The organism is Pedobacter sp. UC225_65 (assembly GCF_042698365.1).
GTDB lineage: Bacteria > Bacteroidota > Bacteroidia > Sphingobacteriales > Sphingobacteriaceae > Pedobacter.
The window spans coordinates 3132297-3151988 of sequence record NZ_CP170550.1 but is presented as its reverse complement, the minus strand read 5'-3'; the positions used below and the strand labels follow the sequence as shown (position 1 = coordinate 3151988).

Annotated in this window: 19 protein-coding genes and 1 pseudogene; 14 read left to right on the top strand and 6 right to left on the bottom strand. The window is 39.3% G+C overall.

The genetic code is table 11. The annotated features are described in order from the left end of the window. Positions 1–130: 130 nt before the first annotated feature. The gene (locus tag ACFJIZ_RS16525) at positions 131–1702 is read right to left on the bottom strand and encodes a Zn-dependent hydrolase (RefSeq protein ID WP_379086427.1); all 1572 of its coding nucleotides are present in this window, start codon (positions 1700–1702) and stop codon (positions 131–133) included. A gap of 220 nt (positions 1703–1922) precedes the next feature. On the opposite strand from ACFJIZ_RS16525, the gene ACFJIZ_RS16520 reads away from it, so the two are divergent. Next, a complete protein-coding gene (locus tag ACFJIZ_RS16520) occupies positions 1923–2759 on the top strand; it encodes an N-acetylmuramoyl-L-alanine amidase (protein ID WP_379086424.1) in 837 nt (278 codons plus the stop codon). A gap of 92 nt (positions 2760–2851) precedes the next feature. Here ACFJIZ_RS16520 and ACFJIZ_RS16515 read toward each other — a convergent pair whose 3' ends face one another. Continuing rightward, on the bottom strand, positions 2852–3364 hold the full coding sequence (locus ACFJIZ_RS16515) for an outer membrane beta-barrel protein (protein ID WP_379086421.1): 513 nt from the start codon (positions 3362–3364) through the stop codon (positions 2852–2854). Positions 3365–3546: 182 nt separating this feature from the next. Beyond that, positions 3547–5205 carry a glutamine--tRNA ligase/YqeY domain fusion protein gene (locus ACFJIZ_RS16510; protein ID WP_379086418.1) on the bottom strand — a complete coding sequence of 553 codons (1659 nt, stop codon included), beginning with the start codon at positions 5203–5205 and terminating at the stop codon, positions 3547–3549. 122 nt (positions 5206–5327) lie between these two features. Here ACFJIZ_RS16510 and ACFJIZ_RS16505 point away from each other — a divergent pair, with 122 nt between their 5' ends. From ACFJIZ_RS16505 to ACFJIZ_RS16450, 12 genes are all read left to right on the top strand, one after another. Further along, positions 5328–5747 (top strand): cobalamin B12-binding domain-containing protein, encoded by a 420-nt coding sequence (locus ACFJIZ_RS16505; protein ID WP_379086415.1) that lies wholly within the window; start codon positions 5328–5330, stop codon positions 5745–5747. 4 nt (positions 5748–5751) lie between these two features. Continuing rightward, positions 5752–6534 carry an enoyl-CoA hydratase/isomerase family protein gene (locus ACFJIZ_RS16500; RefSeq protein WP_379094083.1) on the top strand — a complete coding sequence of 261 codons (783 nt, stop codon included), beginning with the start codon at positions 5752–5754 and terminating at the stop codon, positions 6532–6534. Positions 6535–6781: 247 nt separating this feature from the next. Then, positions 6782–8206, top strand: a complete 1425-nt coding sequence (locus ACFJIZ_RS16495) for a sigma-54-dependent transcriptional regulator (protein WP_379086413.1) — start codon at positions 6782–6784, stop codon at positions 8204–8206. A gap of 98 nt (positions 8207–8304) precedes the next feature. Next, positions 8305–8652, top strand: a complete 348-nt coding sequence (locus ACFJIZ_RS16490; protein WP_379086410.1) for a hypothetical protein — start codon at positions 8305–8307, stop codon at positions 8650–8652. 1 nt (position 8653) lies between these two features. After that, entirely contained in the window at positions 8654–9136 is a 483-nt protein-coding gene (locus tag ACFJIZ_RS16485) for an AI-2E family transporter (RefSeq protein WP_379094080.1), read from the top strand. Then, on the top strand, positions 9069–9359 hold the full coding sequence (locus ACFJIZ_RS16480; protein WP_379086407.1) for an AI-2E family transporter: 291 nt from the start codon (positions 9069–9071) through the stop codon (positions 9357–9359). The genes ACFJIZ_RS16485 and ACFJIZ_RS16480 overlap by 68 nt, the downstream gene beginning before the upstream one ends. A gap of 79 nt (positions 9360–9438) precedes the next feature. Next, complete coding sequence (locus tag ACFJIZ_RS16475) at positions 9439–9705, top strand: YtxH domain-containing protein (RefSeq protein WP_379086404.1); 267 nt, start codon at positions 9439–9441, stop codon at positions 9703–9705. 21 nt (positions 9706–9726) lie between these two features. Further along, positions 9727–10113, top strand: coding sequence for a phage holin family protein (locus tag ACFJIZ_RS16470; RefSeq protein ID WP_379086401.1), 387 nt, complete (start codon positions 9727–9729; stop codon positions 10111–10113). 74 nt (positions 10114–10187) lie between these two features. After that, positions 10188–10538 carry a hypothetical protein gene (locus ACFJIZ_RS16465; protein WP_379086398.1) on the top strand — a complete coding sequence of 117 codons (351 nt, stop codon included), beginning with the start codon at positions 10188–10190 and terminating at the stop codon, positions 10536–10538. 429 nt (positions 10539–10967) lie between these two features. Continuing rightward, positions 10968–14075 (top strand): SusC/RagA family TonB-linked outer membrane protein, encoded by a 3108-nt coding sequence (locus ACFJIZ_RS16460; RefSeq protein ID WP_379086395.1) that lies wholly within the window; start codon positions 10968–10970, stop codon positions 14073–14075. A 184-nt stretch (positions 14076–14259) separates the two neighbouring features. Continuing rightward, positions 14260–15171, top strand: coding sequence for a hypothetical protein (locus tag ACFJIZ_RS16455; protein ID WP_379086392.1), 912 nt, complete (start codon positions 14260–14262; stop codon positions 15169–15171). Continuing rightward, positions 15131–15760 carry a RagB/SusD family nutrient uptake outer membrane protein gene (locus tag ACFJIZ_RS16450; RefSeq protein ID WP_379086389.1) on the top strand — a complete coding sequence of 210 codons (630 nt, stop codon included), beginning with the start codon at positions 15131–15133 and terminating at the stop codon, positions 15758–15760. Before ACFJIZ_RS16455 ends, ACFJIZ_RS16450 begins: the two co-directional genes overlap by 41 nt. Before the next feature lie 165 nt (positions 15761–15925). On the opposite strand, the gene ACFJIZ_RS16445 is transcribed toward ACFJIZ_RS16450, so the two are convergent. After that, positions 15926–16333 carry a DoxX family protein gene (locus ACFJIZ_RS16445; protein WP_379086386.1) on the bottom strand — a complete coding sequence of 136 codons (408 nt, stop codon included), beginning with the start codon at positions 16331–16333 and terminating at the stop codon, positions 15926–15928. 2 nt (positions 16334–16335) lie between these two features. Beyond that, a complete protein-coding gene (locus ACFJIZ_RS16440) occupies positions 16336–17235 on the bottom strand; it encodes an LD-carboxypeptidase (RefSeq protein WP_379086383.1) in 900 nt (299 codons plus the stop codon). A 111-nt stretch (positions 17236–17346) separates the two neighbouring features. Between ACFJIZ_RS16440 and metG the strand changes: the two are divergent. Next, positions 17347–19385 (top strand): annotated as a pseudogene (gene metG / locus ACFJIZ_RS16435) (methionine--tRNA ligase); the annotation flags it as partial. Here metG and ACFJIZ_RS16430 read toward each other — a convergent pair. Continuing rightward, the gene (locus ACFJIZ_RS16430) at positions 19386–19634 is read right to left on the bottom strand and encodes a hypothetical protein (RefSeq protein WP_379086380.1); all 249 of its coding nucleotides are present in this window, start codon (positions 19632–19634) and stop codon (positions 19386–19388) included. Between the last annotated feature and the right edge of the window lie 58 nt (positions 19635–19692).

Sequence of the window (19692 nt, the reverse complement as noted above, 5' to 3'; positions counted from 1 at the left end):
TCTTATAGACGATGAGAGGGTAAAAAAGGTTACAAGAAATTTGTGCTTTTTTCTTTTAAAGAAACTTTTAGAATCAAAAAAAGCCTGTACAAATCACTTGCACAGGCTTTTATATGGAAGAATATTTTTTCTATTTCATTCCCAAAACATCTACACCTTGCTCAAAAATCACATCTACAGGGATGCCTTTTTTACTTAAACGGTCTAGGTCGGCTTGTAGTTCTGCTTGGATAATCCCTTTTTCTTTTTGGGTTTTCTCTACGGCAGCCCTATCTCCATTTCCTTGAAGGGTAAGAATGACATTGCTCAATCCATCCATTGCTTTTGCAAACTTGTCGAAGTTTACGCGGTAAGTACCACTTGATGTACGCTCAAAAGCCCCATTTTCTTTAAAATAGTTGAAACATTGCATGTTTGCCTTACCATGCGCACTAGATGCCCCAAAACGTACAGAACGTAAAATACCAGCCATAAAAGTGGTATAATAATCTTTGATGTCGCCTGTTAGTTCGCCTTTTTTAAGTAGGCCAGTTACCATGTACAACCCAAGGATATCGGCTTTGCCTTCTTCTAACCAAGAGTATTGCTCTTTTAATGCAGATCGAACAGTCCCTTTGCCATTGATGGTGTTTTTGATTCCTAAACCATGCGCAACCTCGTGGAACATTACATTGGCAAAAAAGGCATCGAATTTAATGTATTGTTGTTGGTCTTTATCAATCAGTTCTTTTGAAATTGGAACTAAGATTTTATCAAACTTAGCCTTCATCGCATTTTTTAACTGCGAGCGGCGTGTACCCTTTTTCTGTTGGATCACCTCGTCATTAGGTAGGTTTACCGCAATTGTTTTAGAACCCGCATTACAATCGCCAGCGTAATAAACCACATCATAGGCATTGAGTTCAGAATCAGTACCTGGTACCTCTTTTTTATAAGCTGCGGCAACAGGCAATCCTTTTTGCAGTTCTGGCAACATGCTTACATATTTTGCTAGACGTTTGCTCCATTCTTTGTCTTTTACCAATACATAAGATTCAAAAGAAGCGCGGGCATTGAACAATTTATCCTCGTAATTTTCTATTGGACCAATGATAATGTCCAAGCCATTGGTTTTCATGTCTAACCAAGCATAGTCACTTGCGGTATAGTTGTCTGTAACCAAGGCATCGGCCCTAAGGTTCAGGTATTTTTTAAACCCAGCATCGTCGGTCAACAAGGCTGCCTGTTTAAGTAGGCTGCTGGCTTTTTGCAGTTCTGCAGCATAGATCACATGATAGGGAACCGAAATCAATTTGTCTTTTTCGGTACGGATCACCGAGTATAAGCCAAATTTGTCCTTCACATCAGATTTTTCCAAAGCTTCTTTGGTCATGTTTGCCGGATAAAAGGTGCCCCCATCAGGTTTTGGCCCAATGCCTGCTACAAAAGGTTTATCACCATTCAACCTGTCCCAAGGGCCGTAGTTGATGTCTATAAATTGTTTGGTCTGTTCGTCTTTAAGCGTGTTTTTTAAACTATCGCGCTGTGGATAAGCTTGTTTCCAGAACAAATCATCCATAATGGCGGCCGCCTGGATCAATAAAGGAAGTACTTTTCTTTCACTGGCACTTAGCTGATTAAGGTTGGTTGTCAGTTTAACTTTTTCGTAAATGGCCAAACGCTCGATCAACATACGCTTGTAACGTATCTTTTGCTTTGGCATTCTCTTTTTTATCGTTGTTTTGCACTGGATTATTACAGGCGAATAAACAGGCTGTAACAGAAAAGCCAAGGAATAAAACACCAGTTCTACTTAAATTTCTCATTTGATTAAAAATTGTTTTTCATCTAATTTCAATGCACTAAATTAGCAAAAAATATAAGCATGTGTAATTTAAATATATTGCCAGCTTCTGTTTCATGTTCATTTCTAAATATCAATCATGTCTGTAAACAAACGAATGCTAAAAGGGACTCTATTACTTGCCGGAGCTCTCTTTTTAACCAACTGTAGCACCAACAATAAGTATGCGGCTACAGATAAGGTGTACAAAAAAATGGCAAAGGATTTTTCTAAAACAATCCGAGCAACACCACCGCAAGGCCAAACGATCGATTCGCTTAACAACGAGCAATACTTTGTAGGTACGGTGAATATGGGTATGCGTAAGCCAAATTTTGTAATCATTCATCATACGGCGCAGGATTCTTTAGCACAAACCATAAAAACCTTTATCCTAAAAAAAACAGCTGTAAGCTCTCATTATGTAGTAAGTAGAGATGGAAAAGTGGTTCAAATGGTAAATGATTACCTAAGGGCACAACATGCAGGTGCTGGTAAATGGGGTAATGAAACAGATATGAACTCTGCTTCCATCGGTATTGAGATGGATAACAATGGCACGACTGATGTTTGGACTGATGCCCAGATCAATAGTTTATGTTCATTATTGGCTACCTTAAAAAAGAAATACAGTATCCCTACAGCTAATTTTATTGGCCATTCCGATTATGCACCAGGCAGAAAAAATGACCCTAAAAATTTCCCATGGAAAACGCTAGCCCAAAAGGGATTCGGACTATGGTATGATGATGTTTTAGAACTGCCACCAGCAGATTTCGATACTACCGCAGCTTTAAGGATCATTGGTTACAATGTTAAAAATTTACCAAATGCGATAGAAGCTTTTAAAATCCACTTCGTGCAGACCGATATTAAAAAGACATTAACGGAACCAGATAAGTTGATCCTGTATAACTTGTACAAAAAATATATGTAAGCAAGATTTTCTTGATAACAACAAAAAGCCCCTTCTTTTACGATAGGGGCTTTTTTATAGATCAATCTTTAGTGTTTTGCGTAAGAAAGAGATTAAAATTTAAAGGCTACCCCGACGTTGAGATTGCCCACACCGTAACCAGCCTCGGCAAAAATACCGATCTTGTCTGATAGGTAATAACGGGCGCCAGCATGACCTCCATAAATAAAACCACCAGCACTAGAGGCGGGCACAGCACCCGTACCTGTCCATTTTGCAGAGGCAATGTTATAACCCAAGATCACACCCAAGTAAGGGTCTAGTTTTTCTACACCAAAATCAAAGTGGTAAGAGGCTCTGGCAGCAGTTAGGATATAGGTGTATTTAAAATCCCCGAAACCTGTGGGTGTAGTTTTGCTGGCATAGGCCGCATAGGCGCCACCGCTGATCTTGTCAGAAAAGCCATGTTCGAAACTTAAACCTATTGGGGTTCCAAAGCCACCACCTAGGCCAATGCCAACGTTCAGCATGTTATCGCCTTTGTGATAGGCTTGTGCAAAAGATGAAGAAATACTTATGCCAGTGAGGAATAAAACGGTTAATAATGTTTTGATTGTTAATTTCATGTTGTTCTAGTTTGATTTATAAAACCAAAATTAGAGCAGTAAAATTAGATTTGTAATACACATTATTGGGTATATTGAAGTACGTACTAACCCGTATGGATGATGCTGAAAGAACATCAACAAACAAAAAATCCCCTTCAAAAGAAGAGGATCTAATATATATCTATTGACCTTAAGGCTACTTAGGCCTTAGGTTTCCATGCTTCTTTTAAAGAAACAGTGCGGTTGAAAATCAATTGATCTGGTTTAGAATCTTTGTCTACCACAAAATAACCTTTACGGATAAACTGATAGCCTACACCTTGTTCAGCATGTGCCAGATAAGGTTCTATATAAGCATTTTTAATTACCTCTACACTGGTAGGATTAAGGTATTCTTTAAAATCGCCTTCTTCGCTGTCTGGAGATTCTACACTAAAAAGACGGTCGTACAGGCGCACTTCAGCAGTTTTTGCATGTGCTGCACTTACCCAATGGATGGTTCCTTTTACGTTGATGCCACTTGTGTCTTCACCACTTTTAGATTCTGGGATATAAGTACAATGAATCTCGGTTACATTTCCGTTTTCGTCTTTTTTAAAGTCTTCGCATTTTACAATGTAGGCGTGTTTCAACCTTACCATTGCGCCTGGCGCCAACCTAAACCATTTTTTAGCAGGTTCTTCCATAAAATCTTCGCGTTCGATCCACAATTCGTTGCTAAAAGGGATTTCACGGCTACCGCCTTTATCTTCTGCTTCTGGGTTGTTCTCGCCAATCAAAGTCTCTTCCTTGCCTGCTGGATAGTTGCTGATCACCAATTTGATAGGATCGAGCACGGCCATTACGCGTGTAGCTCTTTTGTTCAAGTCTTCACGGATGCAAAACTCCAACAGACCCAACTCAATCAGGTTCTCTCTTTTGGCAATACCGATGCGCTCACAAAATTCTTTGATGCTTTCTGGAGTATAACCCCTTCTGCGCAGCCCGCTGATCGTAGGCATGCGAGGGTCATCCCAGCCACTTACGAAACCCTCATTTACCAATTGCAACAGCTTGCGCTTGCTCATTACGGTATAGGTAAGGTTTAAACGGGCAAATTCATATTGTTTAGAAGGGAAGATACCCAACTTTTCGATAAACCAATCGTATAGTTCGCGGTGCGAAACATATTCTAAAGTACAGATAGAATGGGTGATGTTTTCGATACTGTCACTTTGCCCATGCGCAAAATCGTACATTGGGTAAATGCACCAAGCATCACCAGTACGGTGGTGGTGGGCATGTTTAATGCGATAAATGATAGGATCACGCATCAACATGTTAGAACTGGCCAGATCGATCTTTGCCCTTAAGGTGCAAACACCATCAGCAAACTCGCCATTTTTCATGCTGGCAAATAAGGCCAGGTTTTCGGCAATGCTACGGTCTCTATAAACACTTGGCTTACCAGGTTCTGTAGGCGTTCCTTTTTGTTCTGCTATTTCTTCAGCTGTACTATGGTCTACATACGCAAGCCCGTCTTCAATCAATTTCACAGCGAAACCGTGCAGCTGATCAAAATAATCAGAAGCATACAATTCGTTTTTCCACTCAAATCCCAACCAGTGAATGTCTTCCTGCTGGCTATTTACATATTCTGTTTTTTCAGTTACCGGATTGGTATCATCAAAACGTAGGTTAGTGTAACCACCATATTTTTGGGTCAGCCCAAAATTAAGGCAAATGGCTTTTGCATGGCCAATATGTAGATATCCATTAGGCTCTGGCGGAAAACGGGTAACCAAGGTCTTCGTTTTTCCGCTGCTTAAATCATTCTCTATTAGCTCTTCAATAAAGTTCAATGATTTCTCTTCACTCATAAAAATTATAGATTATAGGCTTCAAAGTTAAGAAGATTAAGGGTATTTTAAGGTTGTTTTTCATGGTTTGATTAATAAAAGCGCTAAATTATTTACATTTACACCCTACTTCAGGATCAAATATGAACAAAACATTGAACAGACCCATTCGGGTTTTAGTAGCAAAAGTGGGCTTGGATGGGCATGACCGTGGTGCTAAAGTTATTGCAACCTCACTTAGAGATGCAGGGATGGAGGTCATTTATACCGGCCTACGCCAAACTCCAGAGATGGTAGTGAATACAGCTTTACAAGAAGATGTGGATGCCATTGGGATCTCTATCCTGTCTGGGGCACACATGACGGTTTTTCCAAAGATCATTGCCATCATGAAAGAAAAGAAACTGACCGATGTTTTATTGACAGGTGGAGGCATCATTCCAGAAGGGGACATGAAAAAACTACAGGAAATAGGTGTTGGAGGACTTTTCCCACCAGGAACACCAATGACAAGCATTGTAGGATATATTGAAAACTGGGTAGTTGAACATAGAAATTTTTAAGACCATGACGTATCAGCAGATCATAGCAGAAGTAAAAGACCATATTTTTTACATCACCATTAATAGAGAACAAAAGTTAAATGCCTTAAACAAAGAGGTATTGACGGAGTTGGCCGCGGCCATTGCTTTTGCCGCGGAAAACGATGAGATACGTGGTGTGCTATTAACAGGGGCTGGAGAAAAAGCTTTTGTTGCAGGGGCTGATATTTCGGAATTTCAGCACTATAATCTGGCTGAAGGAAAAGAACTGGCAAAAAGTGGCCATACCAATGTTTTTGATGCGATAGAAAACTGCCCAAAACCTGTAGTAGCAGCTATTAATGGGTTTGCGCTTGGTGGTGGTTTAGAGCTGGCCATGGCCTGCCATATCCGTATTGCCAGCGAGAATGCAAAGCTAGGCTTGCCTGAAGTAACTTTAGGGCTAATTCCAGGTTATGGAGGAACACAACGTTTAACGCAATTGGTTGGCAAGGGCAGGGCGATGGAAATGATCACTACTGCCGACATGATTACCGCGGAAAAAGCCTATAGGATAGGTTTGGTCAATGAGGTTGTTCCCCAAACAGAATTGATTGCAAAAGCCGAAGAAATTTTAGGTAAAATCAAGCAAAGAGCCCCATTGGCCATTGCTAGTGCAATAAAGGCAATCAACTCAGGTTTAAAAGACGGTGTAAATGGTTTCGAAGTAGAGATTGAAGAATTTGCTAACTGTTTTCAGACAGAAGATTTTAAAGAAGGCGTAAGCGCCTTTCTAGAAAAACGAAAAGCCACCTTTAAAGGGAAATAGGTTTTTGGATTGTGCTACTGATCAGTAAAAACAATGGCATGATTTTCTCTTTTTTTTAACATAGGGTTTAACCTGTTATTTTAACCCTTAAAGTTGTGTGGATTAACTATATAGAAAATAATTTAATACATAGTTTATTTTATTAACAAACCGGCATCTTGTTTGAAAAAAAAGTGTAGAAAATATTTCCCAAGGTAAATATTTAACTATATTTATCTATTATTTTACTATTCAAGTAAATTATTCTATGAAAAAAATATTAATAGTTGATGATGAGGTTAACATCGGGCTTCTATTATCGAAATTCTTAACTCGCAATTCTTTTAGTGTGGAGACTGCTACAAGTGGCAGTTCTGCAATGGAATACCTTTCTAAACAAAGCTTTGACCTGGTGTTATGTGATTATCGTTTAGAAGATACGGACGGTAAAGAAATGCTCATCAAAATCAAGGAAAACTACCCTAGTACGGGCGTAATTATTATAACCGGATATTCTGACATTAAATTGGCCGTAGAACTGATCAAATTAGGTGCATACGATTACATTACCAAACCATTGTATCCAGATGAGATATTAAATACAATCAATAAGGCAATAGAAACACAGATTGCCTTAAATGCAAATATTTCTGAAGATGCTGTCTCGGGTGGCAAAAAAAATAAAGCGACAAAACAGGTACAAGCGGAGACAGGCGAATTTGTTGTTGGCCAAAGTACGGCGTCTAGAGACCTGATGAAACAGATCATGTTGGTGGCACCAACTTCTTATAGTGTGATCTTGACCGGCGAAAGTGGAACAGGTAAAGAATCGGTTGCTAAAACGATCCATTTGAATAGTCCTAGAAAAGACAAACCATTTATAGCAATGGACTGTGGTTCTTTAACCAAAGAGTTGGCGGGCAGTGAGTTTTTTGGTCACGAAAAAGGCTCTTTTACCGGAGCTTTATATACGAAGATTGGCCACTTTGAAATGGCAAATGGCGGCACCTTGTTTTTGGATGAAGTTGGAAATCTATCGTACGATATCCAGGCTGCTTTATTGAGAACGGTGCAAGAAAGGAAGATCAAAAGAATTGGAAGTACAAAGAGAATCGATCTTGACGTAAGGATCATCGTGGCTACCAACGAAAACCTTGGAGATTCAATCCAAAAGGGAAGGTTTAGGGAAGATTTATATCACAGATTTAACGAATTCTCTATCCATTTACCGCCAATTAGCCAAAGAGGTAAAGACATTATGGTATTTGCCAAAACATTTTTGGCCGTAGCCAACGAAGAACTGAATAGGAACGTACAGGATTTTTCGGCCGAAGTGGAAGAGTGTTTCCTAACCTACAACTGGCCAGGGAATGTGCGCGAACTTAAGAACGTAGTAAGAAGGGCCGCTTTGATGACAGAGACTGAAGAGATCCAGTTAAAGGCCTTGCCTTTAGAGATTTCTACCTATGCCAAGGCAACGGCAATAGAGAATGCAGTAGAAAGTTCGATCATCAGGTCGGCCAATTCCAATAAACCCCGCGATCTTAAAAATGCAGCCTTAGAAGCAGAATACGAAGCAATTTTAAATGTATTAAGGGAAGTGAACTTTAACAAGACCAAGGCCGCCAAGATTTTGAACATCGATCGCAAGACGCTTTACAATAAGATGAAAGCAATTGATTTAGATAATTAAGAATTGGCCAAAGGGCATCTTATTTAAAATAAAACAAAAGCTTCTAAAACATTTTTGAAGCTTTTGTTATTTAAAGGTATATACATCTAAAGCTCCGTATGTCTATATTTACCTACAAACAACGCAATAACATCAACCTTGTGATCATCATCGCATTGGGTTGCCTGATCGCCTATTCTTTAATGGGGATTTTTGGGTCTTTGTTAAGCACATTGGTTTTATATACCATTCTTCGGCCTGGTTATATCTACCTGACCGAGGTTAAAAACTGGAACCGTCGTTTAACAGCGATTCTATTGTTGTTTCTTTCTTTGATCGTATTGGTACTTCCATTCTATGCCTTGAGCAGCATGGTCATTGAAAAGATCACAGAACTGAAGAACGACCAGATCTTATTTTACCAATCTCTTAAACAAATTCAAACACCTTTATACTTTTCCAGATAACATCAATGTCATCATAGAAGATGGGCTAAAAAAGGCAGGAGCATGGGCAGCAAGTCTGTTCCCTTCTTTGATTTCTGGCATATTTAATATTGTACTAGGCTTATTGCTAATGTACTTTTTGCTCTACTTTATGCTGGTAGAACGAGAGACATTCGAAAATGCGATGGTAAAATATGCACCATTTAGAGAGCAGAATGCTTTTCGTTTTGCGGAAGAAATGCGGAACACCACTTATGCCAATGTAGTAGGGCAAGGCTTTATCGCTTTGGTTCAAGGTTCATTGGTGAGCTTGGCATTTTATGTACTGGGCTATAATGACCCGCTGTTTTGGGGTGTAATTACTACTTTTATCTCTTTAGTGCCCCTTTTAGGCCCGCCAGTGGTGTTTGTGCCCGCCGCATTATTGCAATTGGCCGATGGAAACAATTTTGCAGGATGGGCAATGTTCGATCTTTGGTTTTGTGGTGATCATCAACATCGATAATGTACTGAGATTTATGATTGCGAAAAAAGTAGGAAATATTCATCCCATTATTACCGTTATTGGCGTAGTTATTGGTATACCTTTATTCGGTATATTGGGGCTGGTGTTTGGGCCACTACTGTTATCCTACTTCTTTTTGTTGATCAAGATCTATGAAACGAGTTCAAAGGCATCAGAAAGATTGGAAAGAATTAAAACAATTCATGAACATGGGGAGTTATAATTTAAGATTAACAGCGGCATAACATCAGCAATGCTATATTTGAAATAATAATATTGTTAAACATAAAAATTTAAGTATCATGAGCGATAATTCAAAAGTATTAATAGGACTATTAGCTGGTTTAGCTGCAGGAGCGGCATTAGGTTTGTTATTTGCACCAGAAAAAGGAAGCGAGACACGCGATAAATTGAGCCAGTCTTTAAAAGATTTCGGTGATTCTATCCGTGACAAAGCGGCAGATGAAATTGATAACCTGAGTAGTTTAAAAGATAAAGTAGTCAACTCTATTAAAAGTAAACTTCGTGATGTGGAAGATGAATATTCTTCTGAAGTAGAAAACGTTTGAGCGATTTAAATACACTAATTGATGATGGAAGAAAATAAAGAAAAAGATCTCGAAGATATTTTTTTAGATGCCAAGGAGTATATCGATACCAGAATTGAATATACCAAGCTTTCTTTTGTAGAAAAGGGAGCTAAACTATTTGCAGACTTGATTACCAATACTACGGTGATCATCTGTTTTGTCTTGTCATTTTTGTTTGCTTCATTTACTTTGGCCTTATACCTATCTACTGTTTTTGGCAGTAATGTAAAAGGTTTTGGATGTGTAGCAGGCATTTATTTATTGCTATCGATTATTGTGTTTTTAGCTAAAGACAAATACCTTGAAAAAGTTTTGGTGAACCTGTTTATCAGAAAATATTTTGATAAAGTTGCCGATAAAGACGAAGACGATGAAAAGAAACTATAACAACATACGCACACTGGAAGTTACTGCATGACGAAGTACAACGGTTAAAGGCTGATTATACACAGCGGGGCGAGATGATCAAGGTAGATGCCAAAACCTATGTGCAGCAATTTACCTTGGGAGGTCTGATCAAAAAGTACGCTACTCCAAGTGGTTTTCTAAAATTTGACGAGAAGACAAACATCAGTAGCAAGATCATGTCGGTAGTGTTACCATTGATCTTGAACAAAACTATTTTTAGAGGCTCTGGTATCATTACCAAAGCCTTAGGTGCATTGGTTTCTGGTAAGGTTGGTCAATCTTTGGATGCAGAAAGTTTATCGGGGATTTTCAATATGGTCAAATCCTTTTTCAATAAAAAAGATAAAAAGAAAGAAGTTGCTTTTGTTGACTATGGCATACCGCCAGACAGCGAAACCTACTAAACAAAAAAGGGAAGCCGGATTCGGCTTCCCTTTTTTTATTGTATCAAACCTGAATTGAACAATTGTTTGCCTATTACTTTTTCCTTAAAACAGCACAAAAAAGCTCGATTGCAAGTATGCTGTTTCAAAGCGTCTTTTACTAATGAATAGTCAACTGCATTAGCTGTTTTTTTGTAACTTTTCAGTTACATTAAAATTCTCAACCTCTTTTTTCTCTGCTTTTTTAAAAATTATAAGTGTATTATTTATCTGCTTTGACTGAATAGAAAATGCACTTTTTGTAAAGGTTTGATTTGCAAAACATTAAAATTTTATAACGGTTTACGAATAAATCATTAAAAAATTGTTATCACTTGCTATTTCTTAAGAAAAAAAGTTGTTACATTTAGTTAACTAAAAAACTAAAAACTAAACTAAAACTAAACAATTATGAAAAAACTTGTACTAAGTTTCTTCATCTTGTTTACTTTGTCTATTGATGCGTTCGCGCAAGAGCGCACAGTTACGGGCACAGTAAAATCAAGTGAAGACGGCTTACCAATCCCTGGTGTAACCGTAAAAGTAAAAGAGGTACCAGGCGTTGGTATCACATCCGGTCCTGATGGTAGATTCTCTCTAAAAGTTCCGGCAAATGGAAAAACACTACTCTTTTCTTATTTAGGTCATACACCACTAGAAGCAACAATTACAGCTAGCAACGTGGTAAATGTTACCTTGGTTAGTGATGCAAAAACCTTAGGAGAGGTTGTTGTAACTGGTATGGGTGTGGCCACCCAGAAAAAATTGGTGCCAATTGATGTGGCTTCCTTATCTGCAAAAGATTTCCCTAAAAGTGCTACAACAAATGTTACACAAGCTTTACAGGGACAGATTGCTGGTGCACAGATCGTGCAAAGAAGTGGTACTCCAGGAGCGAGTCCTCAGATCATCTTAAGGGGGTATACCAACTTAGGTAGTACTACGCCTTTGATCTTAATTGATGGCGCACAAGCAAGTTCTGACTTATTGACTTCATTAGATCCAAATACTATTGAAAATATTGAGGTCGTAAAAGGTTCTGCAGGTGGTATGTTATATGGTGCGCAAGGAGGTAACGGGGTAATCCAAGTGTTTACCAAAAAAGGGACCAAAGGAAGTAGGCTGATTATCGATGCATCTTCTAAATACAGTAATGACCAGATCATTTATCAAAATGAACTGATTGCAAAAAACCACCACTGGGTTACAGATGCTGCAGGTAATATTCTTGGTGCTGGAAGTACGCCTATAGCCCCAAGTGCAATTGGTGTTTGGCCAAATCCTACAGCCCTACCGTATGCAACAGATAAAACCGTACAGAATAACAAGCCAATCTTATTGCCAACGTTTGACCATATCAAACAAGGCAATAGAGATGCAAATACGTTTAGCAATTCATTTAGTATCCGTGGAGGTACGGATAAGATGGATTATACCTTTGGTGCATCTAACCTATCGCAACAAGATGTGTACAGCAATAACTTTAGAAGATCAAACATGAATGCAAATTTTGGGTTCAATTTGGTTAAGGGTTTAACTTTTAGAAGTGGAACACAATTGCTTTATACTTACGAGGACCTACTTACCGGAGGTCGTTTTAACTTGGTAAACTCTTTACAGTGGATCGATTTTAACTTTAGAAATCCTGCTACCGGTATGCTTGTGGTAAAACCTAGCACACTTACTGATGGTAACAACGCATTGGCAGAAAAAGAAGCCCACTCACGTAATAGCAAAACACCTCGATTGGTACAGAACTTTAACTTAAACTATAAGTTTCCAAAATTTGTAGAACTCGATTTGAAATATGCATTGGATAATAGAAAATCGGATTCTTATGATTATTACCAAAATCAGGTAGGTCGTGCACAAACTGTATTCTTTGGTTCTATTATTACAGGTAGTATTGATGCGGATATGCAGGATAGTAGAACAATCTACGCAAGTGCCAATATGTACTTGAGAACAGATTTTAAAGAAGACTTTAACATCAATCTTCCGATCAAAACAACTACACAGGTTACTTACGATAACCGTAAACAAAAAAGTCGTTATTTCTTTGCTTCTGGTAGTGGTCTTCCGGCTTATCCTCCTTATACGATTTCTGGTTCTTCTACCAAAACAAGTGGAGATTCATATAGCGAGTCGTTGATTTATGGTTTCTTGGTAAACCAAAGTATTGATTATGCGAATTTGGTAGGTATTTCTGGAGGTTTCCGTTCAGATTATTCTTCTGCATTTGGTGGACAGTCTAGGGCAGCTACTTTCCCTCGTGGTACCATGTATTTCAATCCTTCAGAACTTTTCTCTTCTAGAAAGATCATCAACAACTGGAAACTACGTGCGGCTTATGGTGAAGCGGGAGTTCAGCCAGGTATATACGACAGACAGGTGACTTTTAGTAGAGGTGCTTTTGGAACTTCTGGAGCAACATTATACACAAGATCTCAGGCCAACAACCCAGAGTTAGACCTTCAAAAAACTACAGAGCTTGAGGTAGGTACAGATGTGAACTTCTCACCTTTAAAAGGTAATTGGCTAAGCAGTATCGTATTTAATGGTACATATTGGAAAAGGAAATCAAAAGATGTTATCCAGCCTGCTCCAGTAGCACCATCAACAGGTGCTGCCTCTACCTTAGATAATTTATTGGCCTTAAAAGGTAGTGGTCTAGACCTTTCATTAGATGTCAATGCCTATAAATCGAATAACTTAAATTGGTATGTAGGTTTAAGATGGGCAAAATCAACATCATCAATTACCGAGATTTCAAACAATGTGGCCATCACCAATGGTTCATTTAATTTGGCTCCTGGTGGCAACTTGGGTGATCTTTATATGCAAACACCTTTACATAGCATAGACCAATTGAAAAAAGATGGTACCCGTTACATTCCTGCGGCCAATGCGGCTAATTATACCATCGTTAATGGTAATGTGGTTAACCTGGCCAACTACAATGTGGTATTAACTGCTGCAGATGATTTATCGGTAGTAGGTAACGTAAATCCTGATTTTACAGCTTCATTGATCAATAGATTCGATATCTATAAAAACCTGAATATAAGTTTCCAGATCGATTGGATCAAAGGTAATGAGATCTATAACCAGACCAAACAATGGTTGTATCGCGATAGGTTACATGCCGACTTTGACCAACCAGTAACCATTAATGGTCAAACAGGTGCTTTTGTAGCCTATTACAATAGTCTTTACAATACCAATACGCCATTATCACACTTTGTTGAAGATGGAAGTTATGTGCGTTTGAGAGATGTTTCTATTAGTTATGACCTTACTAAATTGGTAAAACAAAAATGGTTAAGAAGTTTATCTATTAGTGCAACAGGACGTAACCTTGCTACTTGGACAAAGTATAAAGGCTTAGATCCAGAAGCAACTTCGGCATTGACCAACCAAGGAGGAACCATTAACAATATTGGTTCATTTACTGGGGTAGATTATTACAGTGCATCAAACTTAAGATCGATCCAGTTTAGCTTAAACTTTGGGTTTTAATTAACATTTAAGATAGAGAAGAATTTAATTTCAAATAAAATGAAAAAGATCATTAGCATTTTTGCACTTGTCATTGTCTTGATAAGTTGTAAAAAATCAGAATTACAACTAGACGACCCGAACTCGCCAACACCAACAGGATCCTCTGGCTTCGGTTAAAGGGGTAGAGCAGTTTGCATTGGGGATGTGGAATAAATTATATGTAGGAAATAACCTGTTGGTACATAGTTTAGAGATTCATAGTATCATGGGCGATGAGCAGTGGGCATCTGCGGGTAACTTTGGTTGGAGATATGCCAACCAGGTAGATAAGATTACTTTGCCAGCACCCTACAATACAGTTGTACCTGCGGTTTTAGGCTTAAGTCAACCAGAGCAATTGAAAGCATTGAATAACTTGGCAGCTACCAATGGTTCGCAGACCAACGTAATTGTTTACGAATGGAACATGGCTTATTTTATCATCGGCCAAACCACGGTATTGTTAGCTGCAATTGATAATCCCGCACTAACATTCCCTGCCACAGAAAAGGCTACTTTACAGGCTTGGGCCTATTGGTGGAGAGGTTTTGCCTATTCACGCCTTGGGTCAATGTACCTTGCGGGTGTAATCAATACCAAATTTGATGGTACAACAAGTAATACCTATGTTGGTCACGATGCATTGATTACAGAAGCCAATGCCAATTTTGATAAAGCAATTGCTTTATTGACACCTATTCCGGCAGGAGATGCAACCTATACTTCTACGATAAACGCCATTGTTCCTTATTTTAACAATAACAACGGCCCATCTGGCATAACAGCTGCCATGTGGGTAAGGGCTTGTAATACTTACAAGGCCAGAAATATAATGGTGAACAAAAAAGTAACTGCAATGACTCCTGCAGACTGGACAACCGTTAAAACCTTAGCCACATCAGGCTTGATACCAGGCGACAATGTGTTTCAATTGGGAATGTCGGCTGATGGAAAAGAAGACCTAACACCAAACTCACAACAACATGTTTTCCAATGGAACTCTGTGAACAACAACCCGGGATGGCTTTTTCCAAGTGAGCGTTGGAATCCAGGATTTCAAACCTGGCGATTCTAGATTTACCAATGGTGTTAAGCCTTTTGCAGCGGCTTCTGTTGAGGTAAACAGAACTTCACGTGGTTTGCAATTTGGTACCCGTTATTACTTCAATACGATTGAAAATGGAGGCTACTGGTCTACAGATAGTAAAAAAGGACAAGTGAAATTTGCAGGCTCATGGGAAGAAAATGCCTTGATGCTTGCTGAAGCGAATATCCGTAGCAATGCGATAGAAACAGGCTTAGGATATATAGACCAAGTAAGGGCTGCAACTGGCGCCAATCTTCCGGTTACCGTAGGTACAGGTTTAAGCTTGACACAAGCATTAGAAGAGTTGAGAAGTGAGCGTAGAGTAGCCTTGGCCTTAAGAGGTTTGGCATTTTATGATGCACGTCGTTGGAATATTACCGCAAAAGCCAGTGCTGGTGGTGGTCGTGCCAATGCCAATGTAATTGTACCTAACAGTATGATTGGGGCAACACCTGCAGGTGGTTGGACCTTGCTGCCATGCTTTATGGAATATAACTACTTAGATTATTTCGATGTACCGGTTACCGAGTTCAGTTACAATGTACCTGCACCTGGTGGTCCAGCAATCGCAAATTAAAGATATACTTTAATAAGTTAGCGTTCTACGACAAGTCGAGGGACGCATAGGGTAGCCCCTGCCGTGGATGCGGCGGGGCTATTTTTTTTGCTCAATATTTTGAAAAATAAAAAAAGCCTTGATCATGATCAAGGCCTTTATAAAGGTTAGCTTTTTTATGCTTAGCTATTTCTTGTCAACGCTATATTTTCCTGGTCCGATAAAGATCAGAGCGAAACATACAATGCCCAACTCAATGGCATGTGATGCACCACTTAAACCATCGCCTTTGCCAAAATGGACCAAAGCAGCAATGATCATGGTAAAAACCAATAAGATGTTTGCCGGACGGAAGAATAGTCCTAAAAGCAAAAAGAAGCCACCAAAGGTTTCGGTAGCTGCGGCCATAAAACCCCAAAAAGCAGGAAGGAAATCTATGCCTATCACTTTCATGCTGCCGCCAAGGCCAGTCCAACCTTCAACACCTCCTGAAATTTTTGGGAAACCGTGCACCATAAACATGGCACCTAAGCCAATTCTCATTATCAAAAGACCTGTATTGCGGTATTTGCCTAAACTATCTAATATTGCCATTGTTATAAAAACTTAAATTGAACATGATGTTGATCTACCTGTAAAGATACATTTTTGCCTAATATCATGGCCCTGTTGTCGTCGATATGTCCTGTTGGGAAATTGAAACATACTGGATAATTGTATGTTTTAACCAGTTCTAAAATGATTTCTTCAGGTGTTTGTCCAAAGGGGATGCTTTCAGGGCTGAACTCGTTAAAGACACCTACAATAAGGCCTTTCAATTTGGCCAGTTTGCCATTTCTTTTCAATATGCGCATCATCCTGTCTATCGAATATTCATGCTCCCCCACGTCTTCTATAAAGAGAATCTTATCCTCGTAATCCATTTCGGAAACAGAACCTTCAACAGCAATCAACAGACTTAAATTGCCGCCGATCAATATACCTTCGGCACTGCCCTCACAATTGACAAACTCACTTTGGTACGTATAGGTAATGGACTCGCCAAAAAGCGCCTTTCTTAAGCTGTCTAAGGCTTCGGGTGTACTGCTGTCAAAAGTATAAGGCATCTGGGCATGTATGCCTTGTATATGTAATGCTGCCAAAGTATGCGATAACAAAACGGTAATGTCGCTAAAGCCGATCAACCATTTGGGATGTTGTGCAAAAGTGGTAAAATCCAAACGATCGATAATGCGGATGGTACCATAACCACCACGGGCAGCGATAATGGCCTTAATGTCAGGGTCGTCTAAATATTGTTGTAGGTCAGCTGCCCTCTGTTCATCTGTACCTGCAAATTGATGGTAGGCACTGGTAACCGTTTGGCCAATTACCACCTCCAAGCCCCAGGCTTTTAAGAGCTCAATTGCAGCATCAATAGGTTTCGGTAATTTCTTTGCCGGACAAACAATTGCAATTTTGTCGCCTTTTTTTAAATACGGTGGCTGTTTAATCATAGTTAAAACACTTATCTTTGGCAAAATAAATAAATAGTTTTGGATAACAGTAAAATTAAAAGATATACCGTAACGGCAGCTTTGCCTTACACGAATGGTCCGGTGCATATTGGTCACTTGGCGGGAGTTTATTTGCCTGCCGATACGTATGTGCGTTATTTGCGTTCTAACAAAAGAGATGTAAAGTTTATTTGCGGCTCTGACGAGAACGGTGTACCCATTACCTTAAAAGCTAAAAAAGAAGGCATTACACCTCAAGAAGTGGTAGATAAATACCATAAGATCATCGGCGATTCTTTTAAAGAGTTTGGGGTTTCTTTTGATATCTATCACCGTACTTCATCCTTAACGCACCACCAAACCGCAGAAGATTTTTTTGAAAAACTGTACAAAGATGGTGTATTTACCGAAAGATCACGGAACAGTATTACGACGAAAAAGCACAGACATTTTTAGCAGACCGTTACATTACAGGTACCTGTCCTAAATGTGGTAACGAAAATGCTTATGGCGACCAATGCGAAAACTGTGGCAGTACGTTAAATGCTACTGACCTGATCAATCCAAAATCTACTTTATCTGGCGAGCCTCCTGTACGTAGGGAAACCAAAAACTGGTTTTTGCCATTAGATAAATACGAAGACAAGTTAAGAGCTTATATAGAAGGCCATAAAGAATGGCGACCAAATGTGTATGGCCAATGTCAAAGTTGGTTAAATGCAGGCCTACAGCCAAGAGCGATGACCCGTGACCTTGATTGGGGTGTAAAAGTGCCGATCAAAGGTGCTGATGGCAAAGTATTATACGTGTGGTTTGATGCGCCAATCGGTTACATCTCTGCTACCAAAGAGCTTTGCAACTACGCCAAACTAGATGTATGGAATCCTAAAGCCGAAGAATATTACATCAACCAATTGGATGCCGACAAATGTGATTGGGAGAAGTATTGGAAAGATGAGGAGACCAAACTGGTACACTTTATCGGTAAGGACAATATCGTTTTCCACTGTATTATCTTTCCGGCCATGTTAATGGCCCATGGAGGCTATATCTTGGCTGATAATGTACCTGCCAACGAGTTCTTGAACTTAGAAGGCAATAAGATTTCGACCTCTAAAAACTGGGCAGTTTGGTTAAACGAATATCTGTTAGAGTTTCCGGACAAACAAGATGTGTTGCGTTATGTGCTAACGGCTACGGCCCCAGAAACCAAAGACAACGATTTTACCTGGAAAGATTTCCAAGCCCGCAACAATAATGAGCTTGTGGCAATCTTAGGTAATTTTATCAATAGGGTAACCGTATTGACCCATAAGTATTTTGATGGCAAGGTGCCTACCTTAATGGAGCTTACTGAGCAAGATCAGGCCGTGATAGACGAGCTGAAAGCTTATCCGGCAAAGATAAGTGCTTCTATCGAAAATTATCGTTTTAGAGAAGCCCTTGGTGAGGTAATGAACGTGGCGCGTTTAGGTAATAAATACCTGGCAGAAACTGAACCTTGGAAAGTGATCAAAACAGATGAAGACCGTGTAAGAACGATTTTGAATATCAGTTTACAGATTGCAGCGAACATAGAAATCCTGATTGAGCCATTTTTACCTTTCACAGCAGATAAGTTGATGAAGATGTTGAACTATGGTGGCCACATGTGGGAAGATGCAGGCTCGATCCACTTGTTAAAGCGTGGACATCAGTTAAATGAACCTCAGTTGTTGTTTGGCAAGATTGAGGATGAAGAAGTGCAGGCGCAGATCGATAAACTGAACAATAGCAAGGCGGCCAATGCACAGGCTAGCGCTACGGTTACACGTGCAAAAGAGAACATCCAGTTTGATCAATTTGCTACCATGGATATTCGTGTGGCAACCATTGTTGCTGCCGAGAAAGTAGAGAAGACCAAGAAGCTATTAAAACTGACCCTAAACACTGGTTTGGATGAGCGTACGGTAGTTTCGGGTATTGCAGAGTATTATCAACCAGAAGAAATCATTGGTCAACAGGTGAGCTTATTGGTGAACCTAGCGCCACGAGAAATCAAAGGGATTGTTTCGCAAGGGATGATTTTGATGGCAGAAGATACTACTCAAGGCAAATTGACTTTTGTAGCGCCAACGGCCAAATTTGAAAATGGAAGTATAATCAAATAACTAGTCTTGTTTGGGTTTAACAAAAGGAAGTCGAGACCATTTTATGCCCTTAACAAAAAGAAAAATGGTAAGGGTAGAAGTTAGTGCCGTGGCAATTAAATGACCTGTAAGCGCTCCCATTTTTGAACCATTGGAAAGATCGTTAATAGCGGCCTTAAAATAGTTGATGGTCGTAGGCAATTGAACAAATAAGCTTAAGGCCAACAGTAGAGAGACTAGGATAAAAAGAATACCAAATACTTTCTTCATTTAGTGCGAGAATAAAGTATGCAAATTAATAGTTTTAACTTAATTGCCTAATCCATTT